The organism is Chryseobacterium takakiae (assembly GCF_900129385.1).
In the GTDB taxonomy this organism is placed as follows: domain Bacteria; phylum Bacteroidota; class Bacteroidia; order Flavobacteriales; family Weeksellaceae; genus Chryseobacterium; species Chryseobacterium takakiae.
The window spans coordinates 1-17,488 of record NZ_FQVO01000008.1; the positions used below are offsets into that span (position 1 = coordinate 1).

The window sequence follows — 17,488 nt, forward strand, 5'->3', positions numbered from 1 at the left end:
ATTTTCAATGATCGCAAAGAAAATTTCCAAAATAATTTGAATAACAATAATATCAAAAAATGAAGCCGACTCGTGAAATGAGACGGCTTCTTCTTATAGGAGAATTTCTTGCAAAGAAAGGTTTTATAGTGAAAAATGGAGGATACAGAGGACTTATGGAAGCGGTTTCAAAAGGAGCGTTCCAAAAAGGAGGAATCGTATTAGGCTATACTTGCAAAAGCTTTGGTAGTACAGAAGGAAATGCTTATTTAACAGAAAATATTGTATGTGAAAACTTATTTGAAAGACTTGAAAAACTTATAAGCAATACAGATGTTTTTATCATCCAAAAAGGAGGAGTAGGTACATTGTCAGAGTTATTCTTAGCTTTAGATTCAATAAGAAAATTGTCAAAGAAAGAACGCCCTAGGATTTATCTAATAGGTGAACATTGGCATAAACTAAAAGATATATTAATATCATTTAATCTGCAAAATGATGTAGGATTACTGAAAATAGTTGAAAGTTTAAAAAAATTAAAAGAAAGTCTATAGGAATTGGATTAGTGAAAGAACAATTAAATTATTTTATTTTATTAACGAATTAAAAGTATTAGGTTATGAAAATTAAAGTTTTAGATTGCTCTATTATTAATAAATCAAAATCAAATCAAAAAATTATTTTTGATATAAAATTTTAGAGAGTGAAAAAGATGTTTTAGTAACAAAAATGATTTATCATTTAAGGTTTTATCTGTAAGACATATAAACCCTCCTATCGAAAATTTTTACCCTTTGATAGTTGATATTGACAATAGTCATAGTTTTGAAAAATATAAAGGTTTGGTCTTTACAGACGAGAAATAAATAACTTCTATAAACTTAACCGCTTTCTAATGAGAAAGCGGTTTATAATTTCCACATTTTTTGAAACAGATTTCGTTAAATATAAACGAATAATTGGGGCTCCCTCTATTAACCAAGTAACAAAACAGAGTTTTTTCACAAACAACCAAGCTTCTGAACAGAAGACAGTTACAAAAGTTAAAATAATGTAAGAGATTCTATATCAAATCATTCGAAAATTCGAATGATTTGGTGCAGAATTCAAATGATCCTTTTTAGAAAGAATTTACAAGAAAAAAGTATATTTAAACATCTGATTTTTTCAAAATGCTTCAAAAGAGAAAATGGTCTTTGATATTGATGAAAATAGAAATGAAAAAGATATAATTAAGTCTTGAATCTAGGTTCTCAGTTCTTGAATCTTTATTTTTTATGCAGAAATCTTACAGCAGAAATTACGGTTTTCTTCCAGCCTCTGTGGGTTGGAATTTTCTAAAACCAGCTTGGAATTTGCAAGTTCGGGATTGTTGTGAACTTCGTTTGGAGTATAAATCTTGTGTTTGTAACAAGACGATTATTGTTATAATCTTCAATAAAGAATTTCAGTTCCTGATAAATCGTTGTTGAAAGAATTTCTTTAGAACGGAAGTAATATGACTTCATGATCTTGTAAGATCCCTCCACAATGGAATTGGAAAATGTAACATCTTTCAAAGCAATCATCTTGTTGATATTGACCTGGCAATTTTTTTGATAAATTCGGCAATCGTTTTGTTGTTGTTTTCAGATCCACCATCTACAATAAGTTCAAGATTTTGATCTTTCAAATCTACATCAAATTCATTCTTGATGGCTTGCTTTACGGTTTTCATTCTGATCTTCGAGCATTTCTTGATAGAAAATATCCCAAGACAGAATCTTTCGAGAAAAGTTGTCGACTACGGTGTAAATGTAGAAGGTAATATTACACAAACTTTTATATTGGGAAATATCCATATGCCAAGTTTATTCACTATTTTTTTATGTTTCATTAAGGTGTTTATGAATGCTAAAGCATTTCATTCGATCGTTTTGCTTTGTAAGAGCCTTTCTTTCTAGGTTTCTTCTTAGGCTTTCTGACTTCTGAATATCCGAGTTTTCTAGCGTATTTGTACCAAGTTGGCTACTCCATAGATACTACTCCATCACGAATTGCGTTTCCCCCAAATGGAACAGATGCACTAAGTTTTGTGTTTGCTCAGATTCATATATTTTTGAGGACGGAAGTTTCTCTGTTGGAAATCTGCTTGGGTCTTCGTTTGAAGCATTGTCCAACCAAAGACGCGCTACAAGCAAATTTTCTATCGCTTAACCAAAACAAATATTGCCTTTTTGAAATCATCAAAAAACAAAGAATATCTTTTTTAGCAATAGGAAAATCTTCAGAAAGATTTTCGATCAGAGTTACAAAAAAATTTCGATTGGATTTAATGATTCTTCGGATATTTTCCTTTCCAAGAAGAGTAATCAACGTAATGTATATTCTGGCAAATTGAATGAATGCCTTTCGACTGAAATACAATCGGGGAATCAAGAAATACTTTGGTGTCTTCCAGATTATTCCGAATGCTTTTGGAAAATTCAGATCCAATATATTTTTCGGATTTTCATTTTTCCAATAATCAGAAGTAGAAGCCAGAATTTCTCTGATGAATCTTTGTGGCAAAACTTCATTCTGAACTCCTAAAGCATAACAGGTTTTGATATCCGTATGATACTTTCTATATTTTTCATCGTGTGTTTGGCAAAATCTATAATTCTCAAAATTATTATTTCAAATATTCGAATCCAAAACCAACAGGCTTCGAGCCCTGCAAGATTGTAAATCAAGCTAATTTGCTGAATATCATCACTAAGCGGTTCGAGTTCCTGTTAATAGGAGGAGCAAAAAGACTTACAGCAATGTAGGTCTTTTTTGTTTTATTCCACATCCGTTACTTTAACAAAATAATAACAACTCCAACACACCACAACACCATTATTTCATTACATTTGCAGTTTTGTATTTATTTACTTGAAAAATTAAATATTATTGAACCATTACAATAAATCTGCATACTTTTTGTTTATGCAATAGCTTGAAGAACAACAAATGTTAATTAACAGACCGCGATATTATCCCTTTTTAATTTTTATCCTCCTTTCCCATTTTGTACATGCCCAAAATGCAGCCAGCGGAAAAATTATAGACGCCAAAACCAATAAAGAAATTAGCGGCGTAGACGTTTTCATTAACGAAAGCAATAAGCCGGCAATTACAACAACTTCCGGTAACTTCATGGTTCAGTCGGACAGTATTATTTATAAGCTGAAGTTTTTAAGAAAAAATTATTCTTTAGAAACCGTAGATGTTACTCCTGAAAACGCCACTAATATTTTCGTAAAACTTTCACAGGAAAAAGTTAGCAATATCGAAGAAGTTGTCATCCACAACGAAAAACCGAAGTACAAAAATAAAAGGGAAAACCCGGCTTATGCCATCATGCAGAAAGTCTGGGCCAGGAAAAGAAATAACGGATTGGATAAATTCGATACGTATACTTATAAAGAGTATGAAAAAATCCAGTTTGACGCCAACAACCTGGACAGCGCCTTTATGAAACGGAAAATTTTCAATAAGCTTGAATTTATTTTCGATTATAAAGATTCTACCGCCAGCGGAAAAATAGGACTTCCCGTATTCCTGAACGAAGCCGTTTATGAGAACTACGGCGAAAACAAGCCCTCCAAAAGAACAAAAAGACTTTTGGTTGCACAAAAAACATCCGGATTTCAGGATAACCAGATCGTAACGCTTACTGCTAAAAACCTGTACCGTGATATTAATATCTATGATAATACTTTAAATTATTTCGACATCGGGTTTCCGAGTCCTGTGGGAGAAACGGGTTTCAGCACGTATGATTATAATTTAATTGACACCGTTTCTGTTCGCGGAGAAAATGCTTTTAAGATCAGGTATCAGCCGAAAAGAACGGAAGTTCTCGCCTTTCAAGGATATTTGTATATTGATACGGACAGCTATGCCGTGTTGGGCGCCACTTTAAAATCTACCCAGAAAATCAACGTTAATTTTATTAACGGAATTTCTACCGAACTGGAATACGATAATCCTGATGAAAACACCTTCTTGCCAAGAAAATTTGTTACGGAAATTGAAATGACGCCGTTCTCCAAAAAGAAAACTGCCAAAAGTATAGTTGCCAAACGTTCAGTCGATTATTCTGAATACGAATTCAATAAACCTCTTGAAGACAAAGTTTTCAAACGTACGGAAGAAGAATATTCCGATAGTTTTACAGACAAGGATGACGCTTACTGGCTTAAAGCCAGACCGGATTCTTTATCCAAATCCGAGCAGGGAATTTATGATATGCTTGACAAACTTCAGCAGACTCCGAAATTCAACAGAATAGTAAAGCTGTATGAAACATTGGGTTCAGGATATTATAATGTAAAAAAATTAGGTATTGATATAGGTCCGATATTCTCTGTTTACGGAAAAAATGAGGTAGAAGGCGACAGAATACGTTTGGGTGCAAGAACCTATTTCACAAGAAATGACCCATGGAGAGTACAATTTTATACAGCTTATGGCTTTAAAGACCAACAGGTAAAATACGGGGCAGAAGCAAGATTCATGTTTAACAGGGTCAACCGTTTTACAATTGGAGCAGGAACCCGAAGAGATGTTCTTCAGCTCGGAGTACAGCTTACCAACGACGATGGAATTATGGCCAGAACATTTGCTTCATCAACCATTTTTGCGAGGGGAGACAACGCTTCTTTAAGTTCTCTTAATCAGACAAATGTTTTTACCTCTATTGAGCCGTGGAAAAACTTCCAGATCCGACTCGACGGGACCATGCAGAGCATTAAATCTGCCAATCCGGACGGTTTCAGCCTGATGTACTATAAAGATGGTGCTTTAAGGAAAACAACAAACGATTCGCACTTTACGTTGAGTCTGATCGCAAGACCGGGCGCAAAATTTTCCCAAACCGGAATCGATCGTTATGAGCATGGAACTCTGGCTCCGACCATTGTGTTAAAATATACGAGAGGAATTGAAGGATTATTCGGATCAGACTTTAATTATAACAAACTGCAGTTCCTCTTTTACAAGCCGTTCTTAGTCGGAAGCTGGGGAAAGCTGCAGGTTAATTTCGAAGCCGGAAAGAACTTCGACACCGTTCCTCTGGCTTTACAGAATATAATCCCCGGAAACCAGTCGTACAGTCTTGCGCAGAATACTTTTGCCCAGCTGAATTATTATGAATTCGTAGCAGATACTTACTCTACACTTCACCTGGAACATCATTTCAATGGCAAGATTCTTTCCTTTATTCCATTAATTAAAAAACTGAAATTGAGAGAGATTGCTTTTATAAGAGGCGCTTACGGAACACTGAGCGACGCATCTAAAGCCATTAATGTAGAAGGATTTAAATACTCTGCTCCAACCGATCATATCTATTATGAATATGGATTCGGAATCGAAAATATCGGTTTTGGAAACCTGAGAATTTTCAGGGTAGATTTTAACTGGCGGGGCAACTATCTTGACCGTCCTGACATTTCCACCTTCGGCATCAAAGCTGGATTCCAGGTTAACTTCTAGAAAAAAATAAAATCTCCTTCGTAAAGGAGATTTTTTATTGTTAAGATTCTGCAGGATAATCTTTACATCCGTTACAATGTGCTACAATATAAACAATATTGCACGGAGGCCTTTCTCCTTCCGGGATACTGCAATAAATATTACATGGCAAACATTCTTTTACAGGAGCAATACCTCCTGTAACTTCTTTAAGATCCTGTCTTGTGATTTTCTTTAGATTTTTCATATCAGTTAAATTTTGTTTGATTGGATGTTAAATATAAGAAATATATTCGTTTCCAATTATGATTTGATAAAAATAAAAAACCTCAGCAATTTATTGCTGAGGCTGTTTTTATGAAAACGCGTATTAACTATGCGTTTGTTTCTACAGATACGTAAGATCTGTTATTTGCTTTCTTTCTGAAAACTACTTTACCATCTACTAAAGCGAACAAAGTGTGGTCTTTACCGATTCCCACGTTTGCACCTGGGTGGTGTTGCGTACCTCTTTGTCTAACAATAATATTACCGGCAATAGCTTCCTGACCACCGAAAATCTTTACCCCTAATCTTTTAGAGTGAGATTCTCTACCGTTTTTGGAACTACCAACTCCTTTCTTATGTGCCATTTTATTTTAAGGTTTTTTGGTTTAACAATTATTCTGCACTTTCAGCAGCTTCAGCATCTGCCTTTTTTGTTGTTTTTTTAGCAGGCTTTTCTGCTTTTTTAGCTCCTTCAAATCCTGTAATACCAGTAATCTGAATTTGAGTTAATGATTGTCTGTGACCGTTTTTCACTTTGTAACCTTTTCTTCTTTTCTTTTTGAAAATGATTACTTTATCAGCTTTTACATGGTCCAGGATCTCTGCCTCTACAGTGATTCCGCTTACAGCTGGGGCGCCTACAGTGATTGCTCCGTTTACAGTAAGAAGTACTTTATCGAAAGATACTTTACCTCCTTTGTCTCCTGATAAACGGTTTACAAACAACTTCTGGTCTTGCTCAACTTTGTATTGAAGCCCTGCTATTTCTACAATTGCAAACATTGTTTATAAAATTTTTAGTTATTCGAGGTGCAAATATAAGAAATATTTTCTAATCTCCTCAAATTCAATCCAATCTTTTTTAATTAAAATTTTAACTATGTTTTGAATAATTTATCACAATAAAGTGATATTATTTTCCGTTAAATAATATATCTTCGCTAAACCAAAATATTTTATATGAAAAGAAACTTTAATTTCCGTATCCTTGCGGGAGCAATTGCTGCACTTTCGTTGTCAGCATGTAACAACGACACACTGGAAACTCCGGTACAGCCAGAACAACAAATCGAAAGCCAGAAAATTGAACAGCCCAACGCATTAGAAAAAGTGTGTTATTATGTAGATCAAAACTGGAGTTCTTCTGCTGTTTTGCTGACGTATTTACAAAATTCCACGGACACAAATTTTATGAATTCGCAAATGACAAAAATTGCGAGTCTTTGGGGAAGGAGCAATCCCACACTCCGTTTTGTGAACGATCCTTCCAATTATAACTCCACGTATAATGCAATCTCCTACTCTTCGGGGAAAATTTACTATGGCTATGCGATTTACTATGACGCCAAATCTAAAGGCGGGGATATTGTTAACGCTATGATTTTAGCGCACGAATATGGCCACCAGCTGCAATATATCTTTGGGCTTCCCTCTGTTTATGAATCTACGGCGAGACCTAATGAGCTTGAAGCAGACGGGTTTGCCGGATATTATTTGAGAAGACCGAACGGCTACAACCAGACAAGCTTTACCCAAATTGCAGCAGCTTATGAGTTTGCTCAAAGCATCGGAGACTACCAGACGAATAGTCCGGGACACCACGGAACACCGCCACAAAGAAGATCCGCTGTACGTCTGGGTTTCCTTTTAGGACAATATGATCTTACCGCATCAGCATTTGATTATAATTTTTTCTATTATTATCAAGGCGTTTTAAACGGAACTTATAAAACCGCAAAAAATTCTCAATATCCAGAGCTTGATGCATACATGAGCCAATATCTTGATGAATTGAAAAAAATCCAGACAGGAGAAATTTCTGCTGAAGATTTCAAAAATTTAAAGTAACATTCATTTTCGATATATCTTTCTTAGAGGCAGGATAATTCCGGCCTCTTTTCTTTTAAAATATTTCATAAAGTTTATTTACTTTTGATGCATTATCTATAATATAATGAAAAGAGATCTCTATATTGATTTTGCAAAAGGGCTGGCAACACTCTCTATCATATTTATCCATACGGCTTTCTGGTCCGGACAATTTTATATTCCGGCAGAAGTAAGAGTATTTTCTTTGGTTTTTGATGTGGCACTTTTTTATGCATTAAGCGGTATAACTTCAGGCTCCAATATTGAAAAGACTTTTTACAGATTACTGAAACTGCAGATCACGTACATGATCTTCGTTACTTTTCTGTTTTTCCTTGATTATTTCTTTAAAATTTTTGGCCTGAATTTTTTCTCTCTGGAATGGTTAAAACATTTTTATTCCACCTTTGGATCAAAATATACAATTAACAGTATCTCTACCGTCCCACAATGGGAAAATCTCGGCAACTGGTATCTTCATCAATACACCAATGCAGATACTTTTCCCGTAGTCATGGGAAGTTTCTGGTATCTGAAAGTGTATTTTATTCTGACGGTTTTCGGAGTATTGATTTTACGGTTTTTCCCTAAACATATCAACTGGTTTATTGCTTTATGTGTTGCTTTAACACTACTGTTTAATATTTTCCCTGAAATATATCCTAACGGACAGGTAGGTTATGTTGCCTTTTATCTGGCCGTTTTTCTGATTGGCAATAGAATGAAAGGCAAAAAAGTACCCGGTAAAATGATTCCGGTTTTATACGCTTTGGTTGCGGTAGGGTTAATGTGGATGTTCTGGTATTATGGAAATGAGATCTTTTATAAGATCAACAGAAATAAATTCCCGCCTAAAATTCCGTACATTATCTGGGCGATGTTTTCTCTGGTAACGTTGTTCGTATTTTATAACCGGTTAAAAATTTCGGCTGAAAGCTTTGTAACGTATATTGGTAAAAACGCCATCTTTTTTTACTTTGCCCAGGGAATAAGTTCCTCGCTCGTTTATTTTTTGGTAGTTCCCTTAAAAGAAAAAATGTCTTGGTGGGTTTTAATGATACTAATTTATATCATTAATGTTTTTCTGGCATTCGGGATTTCAGCTGTATTAAAGAAAGTAGACAGCTTTGGATGGAATATTTTGGAAATACTAAGAAAAAAAACTGCTATTAAATAGCAGTTTTATTATTTTATTAGTCTCTTCTTCCACTCCTCGCTATCAATGCTATAATAACAATGAGAACAATAGCGCCACCAATAATATACACCGGGTTGGCGTACCATTCCGTAGTGGTGGTTGTACTGTTTTCCGTAGTAACTACCCCGCCGGCAGTATCTTGTGCAAACGAAAAAATAGACATGAATACTGAAAATGCAAATGCAAGCAGAGCGCTCATTTTACTTTTAATAGCTGTAACTGTTTCCATAATGTTTATATTTTTAATTGGTTTTAAAACAATAACAAAAAAAGTACCATCAAGTTTACATAATTCATAAAAAAGATGAATTTAAATGAAAATCTTCAAACAAAATAAACTTCTGTCATATCACAAAATATTTTAATTTTACACAAAATTTAAAGCATGTTTAAGTTGAAACTTCCTACCGACCCAAGGTGGGCAAATATTGCAGAAGGAAACATTGAAGAAATTTTAACGGATCATGCATGGTGTGAGCAGAAAGCGGCTACCAATGCAATCGGACTGATCACAATGCTACCCGAATATCCGGAAATCGTTACAGAACTTCTCGCCATTGCGCAGGAAGAGCTGGAACATTTCAGGCAGGTTCATGAGATTATTAAGAAGAGAGGATACACCTTTGGCCGTACCCGAAAAGATGATTATGTGAACGAACTGGTAAATTTCATCCAGAAAGGAGGAAACAGAGATGATCTTATTGTTGATAAAATGCTTTTCGCAGCCATGATTGAAGCCAGAAGCTGCGAACGGTTCAAAGTGCTTACAGAGAATATAAAAGATGAAGAGCTTAAAATATTCTACAGAGAATTAATGATTTCTGAAGCTAATCATTACACCACATTCATTGGGTTTGCAAGACAATTGGGTAATGAACAGAAAGTAAATGCAAGATGGGAAGAATGGCTGGAATATGAAGCCAAAATCATACAGTCTTACGGAAAAGGAGAAACTATCCACGGATAAACTATATTTAAGTTGAAAAAGCTGACGTTTGAAAATATTGCCAATTTCTTCCTGAAAAACTTCTTTCAGGGGCTTGTCATTATTGGTCCTATCGGATTGACAATGTTTGTAATCTGGTATGTGGTCACATCCATTGACAATATTATTCCGTCACTTGCCAAAGAAATCCCCGGACTGGTTTTTATTTCAACCATAGTGTTCACAGCAATTTTAGGATACTTAGGAAACAAATTTGTAGTTGGGCGGTTCTTTTTTGACGCGATGGATCGTCTTCTTGAAAAAACTCCGGGCGTAAAACACATTTATACTCCCACAAAAGACGTCATGTCTTCCTTTGTTGGAGATAAGAAAAAATTTAATGATCCGGTATGGGTAAAAACCAATGAAAATCCTGAAATCTGGAGAATCGGTTTTCTCACACAGAAAGAAATGGCAGATGTCGAAAAGCATAATTATGTTGCGGTGTATCTGCCGCATTCCTATGCTATTTCAGGATGGGTAATTGTTACGGAAGAAAAAAACATCAAACCGGTAGTGGGCATGACGGCTGCTTCAGCAATGAAATTTGCGGTAAGCGGCGGCGTAGCAGGTTTCCACTCGGATGATAATATCTTTAAAGCTCCGGAATAGCAAGGCTTTAAAACACATTATCTTTTGATGAATTTGAAATTATTTCAAATAAAAAATTCTTACAAAACAATCTAATAAATACTATCATGAACTTACCGTACGCGGAACCTTTCCGCATTAAAATGATTGAGGAAATCCGCCAATCAACAAGAGAAGAAAGAGAACAATGGCTTAAAGAAGCAAACTATAATTTATTTAATCTAAAATCTTCACAGGTTTTCATCGACCTTCTTACCGACTCCGGTACCGGAGCGATGTCCGACAGACAATGGGGCGCTTTGATGATGGGTGATGAAAGCTACGCAGGCTCACGTTCTTTTGAGCAGCTTCACCAGACCGTTCAGAATATCACAGGCTTTAAATATCTTTTACCTACGCATCAGGGAAGAGCTGCAGAAAATGTTTTATTTTCCGTTCTGGTAAAAGAAGGAGACGTAGTTCCAGGAAACTCTCATTTCGACACTACAAAAGGACACATCGAATTCAGAAAGGCCCATGCCATCGATTGTACAATAGACGAAGCGTTCGATATTAATGACCTTCATCCTTTTAAAGGAAATATTAACCTTGAAAAGCTGGAGGAAGTTTATAAAAAGTATCCTAAAGAAAATATCCCTTTCTGCCTTATTACCATCACCTGTAATTCTTCCGGTGGACAGCCTGTATCCTTGGAAAATATGAAAGCGGTAAAAGAACTTTCCGATAAATATGGAGTACCTGTTTTCTTTGATTCTGCGAGATTTGCAGAAAATGCGTATTTCATCAAGAAAAGAGAAGCAGGACAGGAGAACAGAAGCATCAAAGAAATCTGTAAAGAAATTTTTTCCTACGGTGACGGGATGACGATGAGTTCTAAAAAGGACGGCTTGGTAAATATCGGAGGCTTTATTGCTTTAAATAACGAAGAAGTTTTCAGAAAGGCTTCTAATTTCACAATTATTTATGAAGGTTTCATTACCTATGGAGGAATGGCCGGAAGAGATATGGCCGCATTGGCAGTTGGTCTTGATGAAGCGACAGAATTTGCTTATTTAGAAAGCCGAATTTCCCAGGTAGAATATCTTGGAAATAAATTAATAGAATACGGAATCCCTGTTCAAAAACCGATTGGTGGGCACGCTGTTTTCATTGATTCTTTGAATTTCCTTCCAAAAGTTGACCGTTCGGAATATCCTGCGCAAACGTTGGGACTTGAAATCTATAAAGAAGCGGGAATTAGAACCGTAGAAATCGGGACATTATTGGCCGACAGAGATCCTGAAACAAGAGAAAACCGTTATCCTAAGCTGGAATTGGTGCGTTTGGCCATCCCAAGAAGAACATATACCAACAACCATATGGATTATATTGCTGCCGCTATCAGGAACGTTTATGAAAGACGTGATGAAATTGCAAAAGGCTATAAAATAACCTGGGAACCGGATCTGTTGAGACATTTCACGGTTCAGCTTGAAGAAGCTTAAAAAAAAGCGGTTCGGGCTCAAAACGAAGTTTTGAGCCCGAACCTTTATAAAAGACTACGTAAGATTATTTCTTTGAAATTCTGTATAGTTTTCCGCTATCGGTTACTGCATATAAATTGCCGTCGCTGCCATTTAAAACATCTCTGAAACGCTCTTTTTCATCTGTTAAAAGCCTTTCTTCACCAACAACTTTATTATCTTTCATAACAATCCTGTTGATATGCTCTCCGCTGAGACAGCCGATCATCAGGTTTCCTTTCCATTCCTCAATATTTCCGGTATAAAATGTTACGCCGCTTGGAGAGATTACCGGATCCCAATAATAAACAGGCTGTTCGGTTCCTGCTTCTTGAGTAGTCCCGTTATTAATTTTTTCTCCGGAATATTCAATTCCGTAAGTGACATCTCCCCAACCGTAATTTTTTCCGGCTTTGATTAGATTAATTTCATCACCGCCTCTTGGCCCCATCTCAACATCCCAAAGGTTTCCGTTGGTGTCAATCGCCATTCCCTGAGGATTTCGGATTCCATATGCATAGATTTCAGGCTTAAATCCTGTTTTGCCGATAAATGGATTTCCCGGAGCCGGCATTCCATCTTTTGTAATCTTTAAGATCTTTCCTAAATAATTATCCGTGCGCTGGGCATACACTCTTGTCTGCTTATCGGACCGTTCTCCTGTGCTCACAAATAAATTTCCGTCTTTGTCGAAAGCCAATCTGCTGCCGTAATGCTTATCTCCATCATATGTTGGAGTTGCCCTGAATATCACCTTCACCCCAGAAATTGTTTTGAAATCCGGAGACAATTTTCCTTTTCCTACTGCGGTATGATTTCCTTTTTCATACGGTTCTGAAAAACTAAAGTAAATAATATTGTTGGTGGCGAAATCCGGATCTAAGGCTACATCTAGCATTCCTCCCTGACCTTTGGAATCAGCTTTTGGAAAACCTTCAATTTTTGATATTTGTTTTCCGTCAGTGGAAACAATATTCATATATCCTCTTTTATCGGTAATTAGTAGCCTTCCGTCCGGTAGATTAATAATTCCCCAAGGCTTCCCTAAATCTTTACTTAAGACTTCAACCTGATAAGGCGTTGAGGTTTTTACGGCCTTAATTCTTGTCTGGCCGGCAAAGGCAGGCTTATATTCCGGAGAGTTTGGCGCTTTTGTCTCAACGCTTCCGTCATTTCCTGCCTGCTGCGCATTAACTTTACCTTCCTTGCACGATGCAAGAATGAGAAAAAGACTAACTGCTGAAATGTAAAGTTTATTGATTTTCATATTCTTATGATTAAATGATTGTGCTGAAGAATGGAAAAATGATGCCAATGGATACAAAGGCAAGAAATATATAATGCATATTTATTTGCTGAAAACTTTACCGTTGTAAATCGTCTTTGAGGTATCGAATACTTTTCGTTGACAAATATATCTTTCGTATTTTTGTTAGATAAGATCACAATTTTCTATGCAATTCAAACTTCAATCAGAATATAAACCTACCGGAGACCAGCCGCAAGCTATTGAAAAGCTAACCGAAGGCGTTAAAATCGGTGAAAAATACCAGACCCTTCTCGGAGTTACCGGATCCGGGAAAACTTTTACCGTAGCGAATGTGGTTCAGAATGTTCAGAAGCCCACGCTTGTTCTGGCTCACAATAAAACACTGGCGGCACAATTATTCATGGAATTCAAGGAATTTTTTCCTGAGAATGCCGTTGAATATTTTGTCAGTTATTATGACTATTACCAGCCGGAAGCCTACATTGCCACTACCGGAACTTATATCGAAAAGGACCTCAGCATCAATGAAGAAGTCGAAAAATTAAGACTTTCTGCTACCGCAAGTCTGCTTTCGGGAAGAAGAGATGTTTTAATTGTAGCTTCGGTTTCATGTATTTATGGTATCGGAAATCCTACGGAATTTCATAAATCACTTATTTCTATCGCTATCGGAGAGAAAGTAACACGCACAGCACTGCTTCATTCTTTGGTTAATGCTTTATATTCCAGGACATTAAACGAGTTTCAAAGAGGGACTTTCCGTGTAAAAGGTGATGTTATTGATGTTTTTCCGGCTTACGCGGATAACGCTGTACGAATTCAGTTTTTTGGCGATGAAATCGAAAAAATTCAAAGCTTCGACCCTGTTTCCGGAAATGTAACTTCTAATTTTGAGCAGATTCAGATTTATCCGGCTAATCTTTTTGTAACCTCCAAAGAAACCCTGAATGGTGCCATTCGAAATATTCAGGACGATTTGGTAAAACAGGTTGATTTTTTCAATTCGATAGAAAAACCTTTAGAGGCTAAAAGATTACAGGAAAGAACTGAGCTGGATCTTGAAATGATTAAAGAATTAGGCTATTGTTCAGGAATAGAGAACTATTCCAGGTATCTTGACGGAAGATTGCCCGGCACAAGACCTTTCTGCCTTCTTGATTATTTTCCTAAAGATTATTTAATGGTAATTGATGAGAGCCACGTTACGGTTCCCCAGGTTCACGCGATGTATGGAGGCGACCGAAGCAGGAAAGAATCTCTGGTGGAATACGGTTTCAGGCTTCCTGCCGCGATGGACAACCGACCTTTAAAGTTTGAAGAATTTGAGGCAATACAGAACCAGGTTATTTATGTTTCGGCAACACCGGCAGATTATGAGCTGGAAAAAACCGGCGGAGCTTATATTGAGCAGATTATCCGTCCGACCGGTCTTCTGGATCCTATTATTGAGATAAGACCTACTGTTAATCAGATTGATGATTTGATGGAGGAAATTCAAAAAAGGGCAGACTTGGACGAAAGAGTTTTGGTAACTACCCTGACAAAGAAGATGGCGGAAGAATTAACCAAATATTTTACAAAATTCGGAATCAGAACAAGATATATCCACTCTGATGTTGAAACCCTGGAGCGTATTCAGATTATGCAGGACTTAAGAGTAGGTCTTTTTGATGTTTTGATTGGAGTCAATTTATTAAGGGAAGGTCTTGATTTGCCGGAAGTTTCATTGGTTGCCATTCTGGACGCCGATAAAGAAGGCATGCTGAGAAGCCGAAGATCTATGATTCAGACAGTGGGGCGTGCCGCAAGGAACCTTAATGGCCGAGCCATCATGTATGCCGATAAGATAACCAAATCTATGCAGGCCACCCTGGATGAAACTGAATACCGTAGAGCCAAACAAATGGAATATAATAAGCAGCATGGAAAAGTACCTGTTGCTTTAAATAAAAAGATATCTGAAAGTTTAGTGGGAAGAACCAAAGATTTCCCGGACGAAAAATACACTCAGAAAGAGATTCTTCAGAAGGTTGCCGAAGCCAAAGCAAGCTACACTTCCGAAGATATCGAAAAGGCAATTGCCCAAAAGCAGAAAGAAATGGAATCCGCCGCGAAAAACCTGGATTTCATTAAGGCCGCAAAATTAAGGGACGAAATTGCCGCTTTGAAAGGATAAATTTTCGGCGGCAGCTTTGCTGCCGCCGAAAATTTTATATTTGATAAAAAATTTGTACTCTTCTGCTTGGTTTTTTATCTTCTTGTAAGACCGGAACGAATTGGAGCTAATAAATCCATCAGTCCATTCAGTTTTATCTCATAAATAGTTGACAGCTGCATTCCCAGTTTTCCTTTCGGCATTCCCTGTCTCTGGAACCACTCCAGATAGCTTATCGGCAGATCTGCCAGTATTGTTCCCTGATACTTCCCAAAAGGCATTTTCACCTCACAAATTTCTTTCAATATTTCCGGGTTTATTCCGCTCTCCATCATCATACAATTAAATTTATTTTTTCTTCCAGCTCATCATCTTTATCCGGAAGCTTAAGATCCGGGGTATCATCATCTGAAAATTCATTCCTATATACCTGAATCAGAAGCAATGTTAAAGATATTAGAATCGGTCCGAAAACCAGCCCCATGAAGCCGAAAAGATTCATCCCCATAATAATTCCGAATACCGTATTTAATGGATGAATATCCTCTAATTTTTTTAAGAGGGTAAAACGCAAAACATTATCTGTTAATCCTACCACTACCATGCAATAGGCAGCCAGCCCCAATCCGGTTCCCGTATCGCCTTCTGCGATCATATAAATGCAGATCGGCACATAAATGATTGCTGCACCTACTACAGGAATCATAGACGCTGCAGCCGTTAAGGCAAACAGCAGTACAGGACTTGGTGCACCGAAAATAAAATATCCTACAAGAGCAACAACTCCCTGCCCAAGAGCGACTACGGGTATTCCAATCGCATTGGCCATGATGAGCTTTCTCATTTTTTCGCCTATCAGCGATACATTTGATCTTTTCAGCGGTGCAGAAGAGGATAGTATTCTTTCAAAAAATCTTGGTTTTTCGAGCATGAAATAAAGGATAAAATACATGGACATTACCACAGTTAGTGTATTAACAGTCCCACTCAGTGCTTTTGTAGAAAACTGTCCGACATTGTTTTTAAGCTTATCCATATTTTCCTTACTTAAAATATCAAATCCTATTTTTGAATAAATGTAAGTGTGGATTTTCTCAAGGAAGATATTAAACTTATCCATATATGCCTGAGCATTTCCAAGTTTTTCAATTAAAAGATCCCCGATAAAGTAAATAGGAAGAATAAGAACAATAAGGCTCGCAAACATTAAAGCCAGGGAAGAAGCCCAGGGCTTCCACTTTTTTTCTTCCTGAAGGTAAAAATTATACTTTCTGCAAACCACATAAATGGTGATAGCGCCTAACACAGATGGAATAAAAAGTGCAAGATTAAAACAGATCAAGCCTGCCAAAATAAGAATTATGGCAAGCAGCGCAACCTGCTTTATTTTTATACTGCTTATTTGTTCTTCTTTATTCATTATTTGTTTAATAATATTTGTCTTGGTTTTCCCAGGTAAGCACAGTATGTTGAATACATTACTGCAAGGATAAACGGAGCCGTAACAATAATTCCGATGCAGCACAGGATTAATCCCGCAGCACTGATCAGAAGCCCCAAAAGGGATGTACCTAAAAATGTACCATAATTGTCTTTTGCAATATTATATGTTTTGCTGAGTGCATCCATCGCCGTAGCATTTTCAAACAAGAGGATTGGATAACCCAATAAGAAAAGAGGAAAAACAAATAAGAAAGGAAGCCCGCACAATGCTATGGAAATTCCTAAAATAATATTTGTAATCAAACTGTAAACAAGAATATTACCAAAATTTTGCCTGTAGCCGATAAATAAATCCGAAAAATCAATACCGATCTTGCTATTGTATTTATTAGCAATATAGATAAGTCCTACATAAAGCGGAGACAACAAAACATTCAGAATAAATGAAAATGAATAATAGAAGGGAGCTCCCGGCCCATTCCAGTATTCATATTTATAAAAACTGCTGTCATCAAAATCATCAAAACTTCTGAAATCCCTGAAGCCTCCCCAGGAATTATATCCTGTAACGGATTGTACAATAGTATCGGCAATTATGGAAATTATCATCACTACAATCGCATAAAGGAAAATTCCTTTGTACATCTCAAAAGCATGAGTAATAATAGAGCCTGTATTTCTTTCCGGAACCGAGCCCTGCTGATCAAATTCATTAAATTCTGACATGGTATTATGTTTTAATGTT

General features: G+C 36.6%; 18 protein-coding genes and 1 pseudogene. 8 read left to right on the forward strand and 11 right to left on the reverse strand.

The window, feature by feature from the left end:
* Positions 1 to 59: 59 nt before the first annotated feature.
* A complete protein-coding gene (locus BUA76_RS11055) occupies positions 60 to 533 on the forward strand; it encodes an LOG family protein (RefSeq protein WP_072884873.1) in 474 nt (157 codons plus the stop codon).
* A gap of 783 nt (positions 534 to 1,316) precedes the next feature.
* Here the strand turns inward: BUA76_RS11055 and BUA76_RS11060 are convergent.
* From BUA76_RS11060 to BUA76_RS19260, 3 genes are all read right to left on the reverse strand, one after another.
* Positions 1,317 to 1,547 (reverse strand): hypothetical protein, encoded by a 231-nt coding sequence (locus BUA76_RS11060; RefSeq protein ID WP_072884874.1) that lies wholly within the window; start codon positions 1,545 to 1,547, stop codon positions 1,317 to 1,319.
* Entirely contained in the window at positions 1,544 to 1,696 is a 153-nt protein-coding gene (locus BUA76_RS19255) for a hypothetical protein (protein WP_178337332.1), read from the reverse strand. Before BUA76_RS19255 ends, BUA76_RS11060 begins: the two co-directional genes overlap by 4 nt.
* A 371-nt stretch (positions 1,697 to 2,067) precedes the next feature.
* On the reverse strand, positions 2,068 to 2,529 hold the full coding sequence (locus tag BUA76_RS19260; protein WP_072884875.1) for a hypothetical protein: 462 nt from the start codon (positions 2,527 to 2,529) through the stop codon (positions 2,068 to 2,070).
* A 426-nt stretch (positions 2,530 to 2,955) separates the two neighbouring features.
* Here BUA76_RS19260 and BUA76_RS11070 point away from each other — a divergent pair, with 426 nt between their 5' ends.
* Positions 2,956 to 5,484, forward strand: coding sequence for a DUF5686 family protein (locus tag BUA76_RS11070; protein WP_072884876.1), 2,529 nt, complete (start codon positions 2,956 to 2,958; stop codon positions 5,482 to 5,484).
* Between the two features lie 40 nt (positions 5,485 to 5,524).
* On the opposite strand, the gene BUA76_RS19265 is transcribed toward BUA76_RS11070, so the two are convergent.
* From BUA76_RS19265 to rplU, 3 genes and pseudogenes are all read right to left on the reverse strand, one after another.
* Positions 5,525 to 5,710: a bacteriocin-like protein gene (locus tag BUA76_RS19265; RefSeq protein WP_072884877.1), complete on the reverse strand. Its 186-nt coding sequence runs from the start codon at positions 5,708 to 5,710 to the stop codon at positions 5,525 to 5,527.
* A gap of 127 nt (positions 5,711 to 5,837) precedes the next feature.
* Positions 5,838 to 6,095: a 50S ribosomal protein L27 gene (gene rpmA / locus BUA76_RS11080; RefSeq protein WP_029298240.1), complete on the reverse strand. Its 258-nt coding sequence runs from the start codon at positions 6,093 to 6,095 to the stop codon at positions 5,838 to 5,840.
* Between the two features lie 55 nt (positions 6,096 to 6,150).
* Positions 6,151 to 6,513, reverse strand: a pseudogene (rplU, locus tag BUA76_RS11085) (50S ribosomal protein L21); the annotation flags it as partial.
* 177 nt (positions 6,514 to 6,690) lie between these two features.
* On the opposite strand from rplU, the gene BUA76_RS11090 reads away from it, so the two are divergent.
* The gene (locus tag BUA76_RS11090) at positions 6,691 to 7,578 is read left to right on the forward strand and encodes a neutral zinc metallopeptidase (protein WP_072884879.1); all 888 of its coding nucleotides are present in this window, start codon (positions 6,691 to 6,693) and stop codon (positions 7,576 to 7,578) included.
* Positions 7,579 to 7,684: 106 nt separating this feature from the next.
* Positions 7,685 to 8,776 carry an acyltransferase family protein gene (locus BUA76_RS11095; protein ID WP_072884880.1) on the forward strand — a complete coding sequence of 364 codons (1,092 nt, stop codon included), beginning with the start codon at positions 7,685 to 7,687 and terminating at the stop codon, positions 8,774 to 8,776.
* A 16-nt stretch (positions 8,777 to 8,792) separates the two neighbouring features.
* Here BUA76_RS11095 and BUA76_RS11100 read toward each other — a convergent pair whose 3' ends face one another.
* Positions 8,793 to 9,026, reverse strand: a complete 234-nt coding sequence (locus BUA76_RS11100; RefSeq protein ID WP_072884881.1) for a hypothetical protein — start codon at positions 9,024 to 9,026, stop codon at positions 8,793 to 8,795.
* Between the two features lie 156 nt (positions 9,027 to 9,182).
* On the opposite strand from BUA76_RS11100, the gene miaE reads away from it, so the two are divergent.
* From miaE to BUA76_RS11115, 3 genes are all read left to right on the forward strand, one after another.
* Positions 9,183 to 9,764, forward strand: a complete 582-nt coding sequence (gene miaE, locus BUA76_RS11105) for a MiaE family protein (RefSeq protein ID WP_072884882.1) — start codon at positions 9,183 to 9,185, stop codon at positions 9,762 to 9,764.
* Positions 9,765 to 9,776: 12 nt separating this feature from the next.
* Positions 9,777 to 10,394 carry a DUF502 domain-containing protein gene (locus BUA76_RS11110; RefSeq protein ID WP_072884883.1) on the forward strand — a complete coding sequence of 206 codons (618 nt, stop codon included), beginning with the start codon at positions 9,777 to 9,779 and terminating at the stop codon, positions 10,392 to 10,394.
* An 86-nt stretch (positions 10,395 to 10,480) separates the two neighbouring features.
* Positions 10,481 to 11,857, forward strand: coding sequence for a tryptophanase (locus BUA76_RS11115; RefSeq protein WP_072884884.1), 1,377 nt, complete (start codon positions 10,481 to 10,483; stop codon positions 11,855 to 11,857).
* Between the two features lie 64 nt (positions 11,858 to 11,921).
* On the opposite strand, the gene BUA76_RS11120 is transcribed toward BUA76_RS11115, so the two are convergent.
* Positions 11,922 to 13,142 (reverse strand): PQQ-dependent sugar dehydrogenase, encoded by a 1,221-nt coding sequence (locus BUA76_RS11120; protein ID WP_072884885.1) that lies wholly within the window; start codon positions 13,140 to 13,142, stop codon positions 11,922 to 11,924.
* A 187-nt stretch (positions 13,143 to 13,329) separates the two neighbouring features.
* On the opposite strand from BUA76_RS11120, the gene uvrB reads away from it, so the two are divergent.
* Entirely contained in the window at positions 13,330 to 15,321 is a 1,992-nt protein-coding gene (gene uvrB, locus BUA76_RS11125) for an excinuclease ABC subunit UvrB (RefSeq protein ID WP_072884886.1), read from the forward strand.
* A 74-nt stretch (positions 15,322 to 15,395) separates the two neighbouring features.
* On the opposite strand, the gene BUA76_RS11130 is transcribed toward uvrB, so the two are convergent.
* The 3 genes from BUA76_RS11130 to BUA76_RS11140 are packed head-to-tail and all read right to left on the reverse strand — an operon-like array spanning position 15,396 to position 17,469.
* Positions 15,396 to 15,620: a DUF3820 family protein gene (locus BUA76_RS11130; protein WP_072885062.1), complete on the reverse strand. Its 225-nt coding sequence runs from the start codon at positions 15,618 to 15,620 to the stop codon at positions 15,396 to 15,398.
* 14 nt (positions 15,621 to 15,634) lie between these two features.
* Positions 15,635 to 16,720, reverse strand: coding sequence for an AI-2E family transporter (locus BUA76_RS11135; protein WP_072884887.1), 1,086 nt, complete (start codon positions 16,718 to 16,720; stop codon positions 15,635 to 15,637).
* Entirely contained in the window at positions 16,720 to 17,469 is a 750-nt protein-coding gene (locus BUA76_RS11140) for a beta-carotene 15,15'-monooxygenase (RefSeq protein WP_072885063.1), read from the reverse strand. The genes BUA76_RS11135 and BUA76_RS11140 overlap by 1 nt, the downstream gene beginning before the upstream one ends.
* Positions 17,470 to 17,488: the final 19 nt, after the last annotated feature.

Excerpts from the sequence above, each read along its gene's own strand:
- BUA76_RS11055 (WP_072884873.1), top strand. The coding sequence starts at position 60 with ATGAAGCCGACTCGTGAAATGAGACGGCTTCTTCTTATAGGAGAATTT.
- BUA76_RS11060 (WP_072884874.1), bottom strand. The coding sequence starts at position 1,547 with ATGATTGCTTTGAAAGATGTTACATTTTCCAATTCCATTGTGGAGGGA.
- BUA76_RS19255 (WP_178337332.1), bottom strand. The coding sequence starts at position 1,696 with ATGAAAACCGTAAAGCAAGCCATCAAGAATGAATTTGATGTAGATTTG.
- BUA76_RS11070 (WP_072884876.1), top strand. The coding sequence starts at position 2,956 with ATGTTAATTAACAGACCGCGATATTATCCCTTTTTAATTTTTATCCTC.
- BUA76_RS19265 (WP_072884877.1), bottom strand. The coding sequence starts at position 5,710 with ATGAAAAATCTAAAGAAAATCACAAGACAGGATCTTAAAGAAGTTACA.
- rpmA (WP_029298240.1), bottom strand. The coding sequence starts at position 6,095 with ATGGCACATAAGAAAGGAGTTGGTAGTTCCAAAAACGGTAGAGAATCT.
- BUA76_RS11090 (WP_072884879.1), top strand. The coding sequence starts at position 6,691 with ATGAAAAGAAACTTTAATTTCCGTATCCTTGCGGGAGCAATTGCTGCA.
- BUA76_RS11095 (WP_072884880.1), top strand. The coding sequence starts at position 7,685 with ATGAAAAGAGATCTCTATATTGATTTTGCAAAAGGGCTGGCAACACTC.
- BUA76_RS11100 (WP_072884881.1), bottom strand. The coding sequence starts at position 9,026 with ATGGAAACAGTTACAGCTATTAAAAGTAAAATGAGCGCTCTGCTTGCA.
- miaE (WP_072884882.1), top strand. The coding sequence starts at position 9,183 with ATGTTTAAGTTGAAACTTCCTACCGACCCAAGGTGGGCAAATATTGCA.
- BUA76_RS11115 (WP_072884884.1), top strand. The coding sequence starts at position 10,481 with ATGAACTTACCGTACGCGGAACCTTTCCGCATTAAAATGATTGAGGAA.
- BUA76_RS11120 (WP_072884885.1), bottom strand. The coding sequence starts at position 13,142 with ATGAAAATCAATAAACTTTACATTTCAGCAGTTAGTCTTTTTCTCATT.
- uvrB (WP_072884886.1), top strand. The coding sequence starts at position 13,330 with ATGCAATTCAAACTTCAATCAGAATATAAACCTACCGGAGACCAGCCG.
- BUA76_RS11135 (WP_072884887.1), bottom strand. The coding sequence starts at position 16,720 with ATGAATAAAGAAGAACAAATAAGCAGTATAAAAATAAAGCAGGTTGCG.
- BUA76_RS11140 (WP_072885063.1), bottom strand. The coding sequence starts at position 17,469 with ATGTCAGAATTTAATGAATTTGATCAGCAGGGCTCGGTTCCGGAAAGA.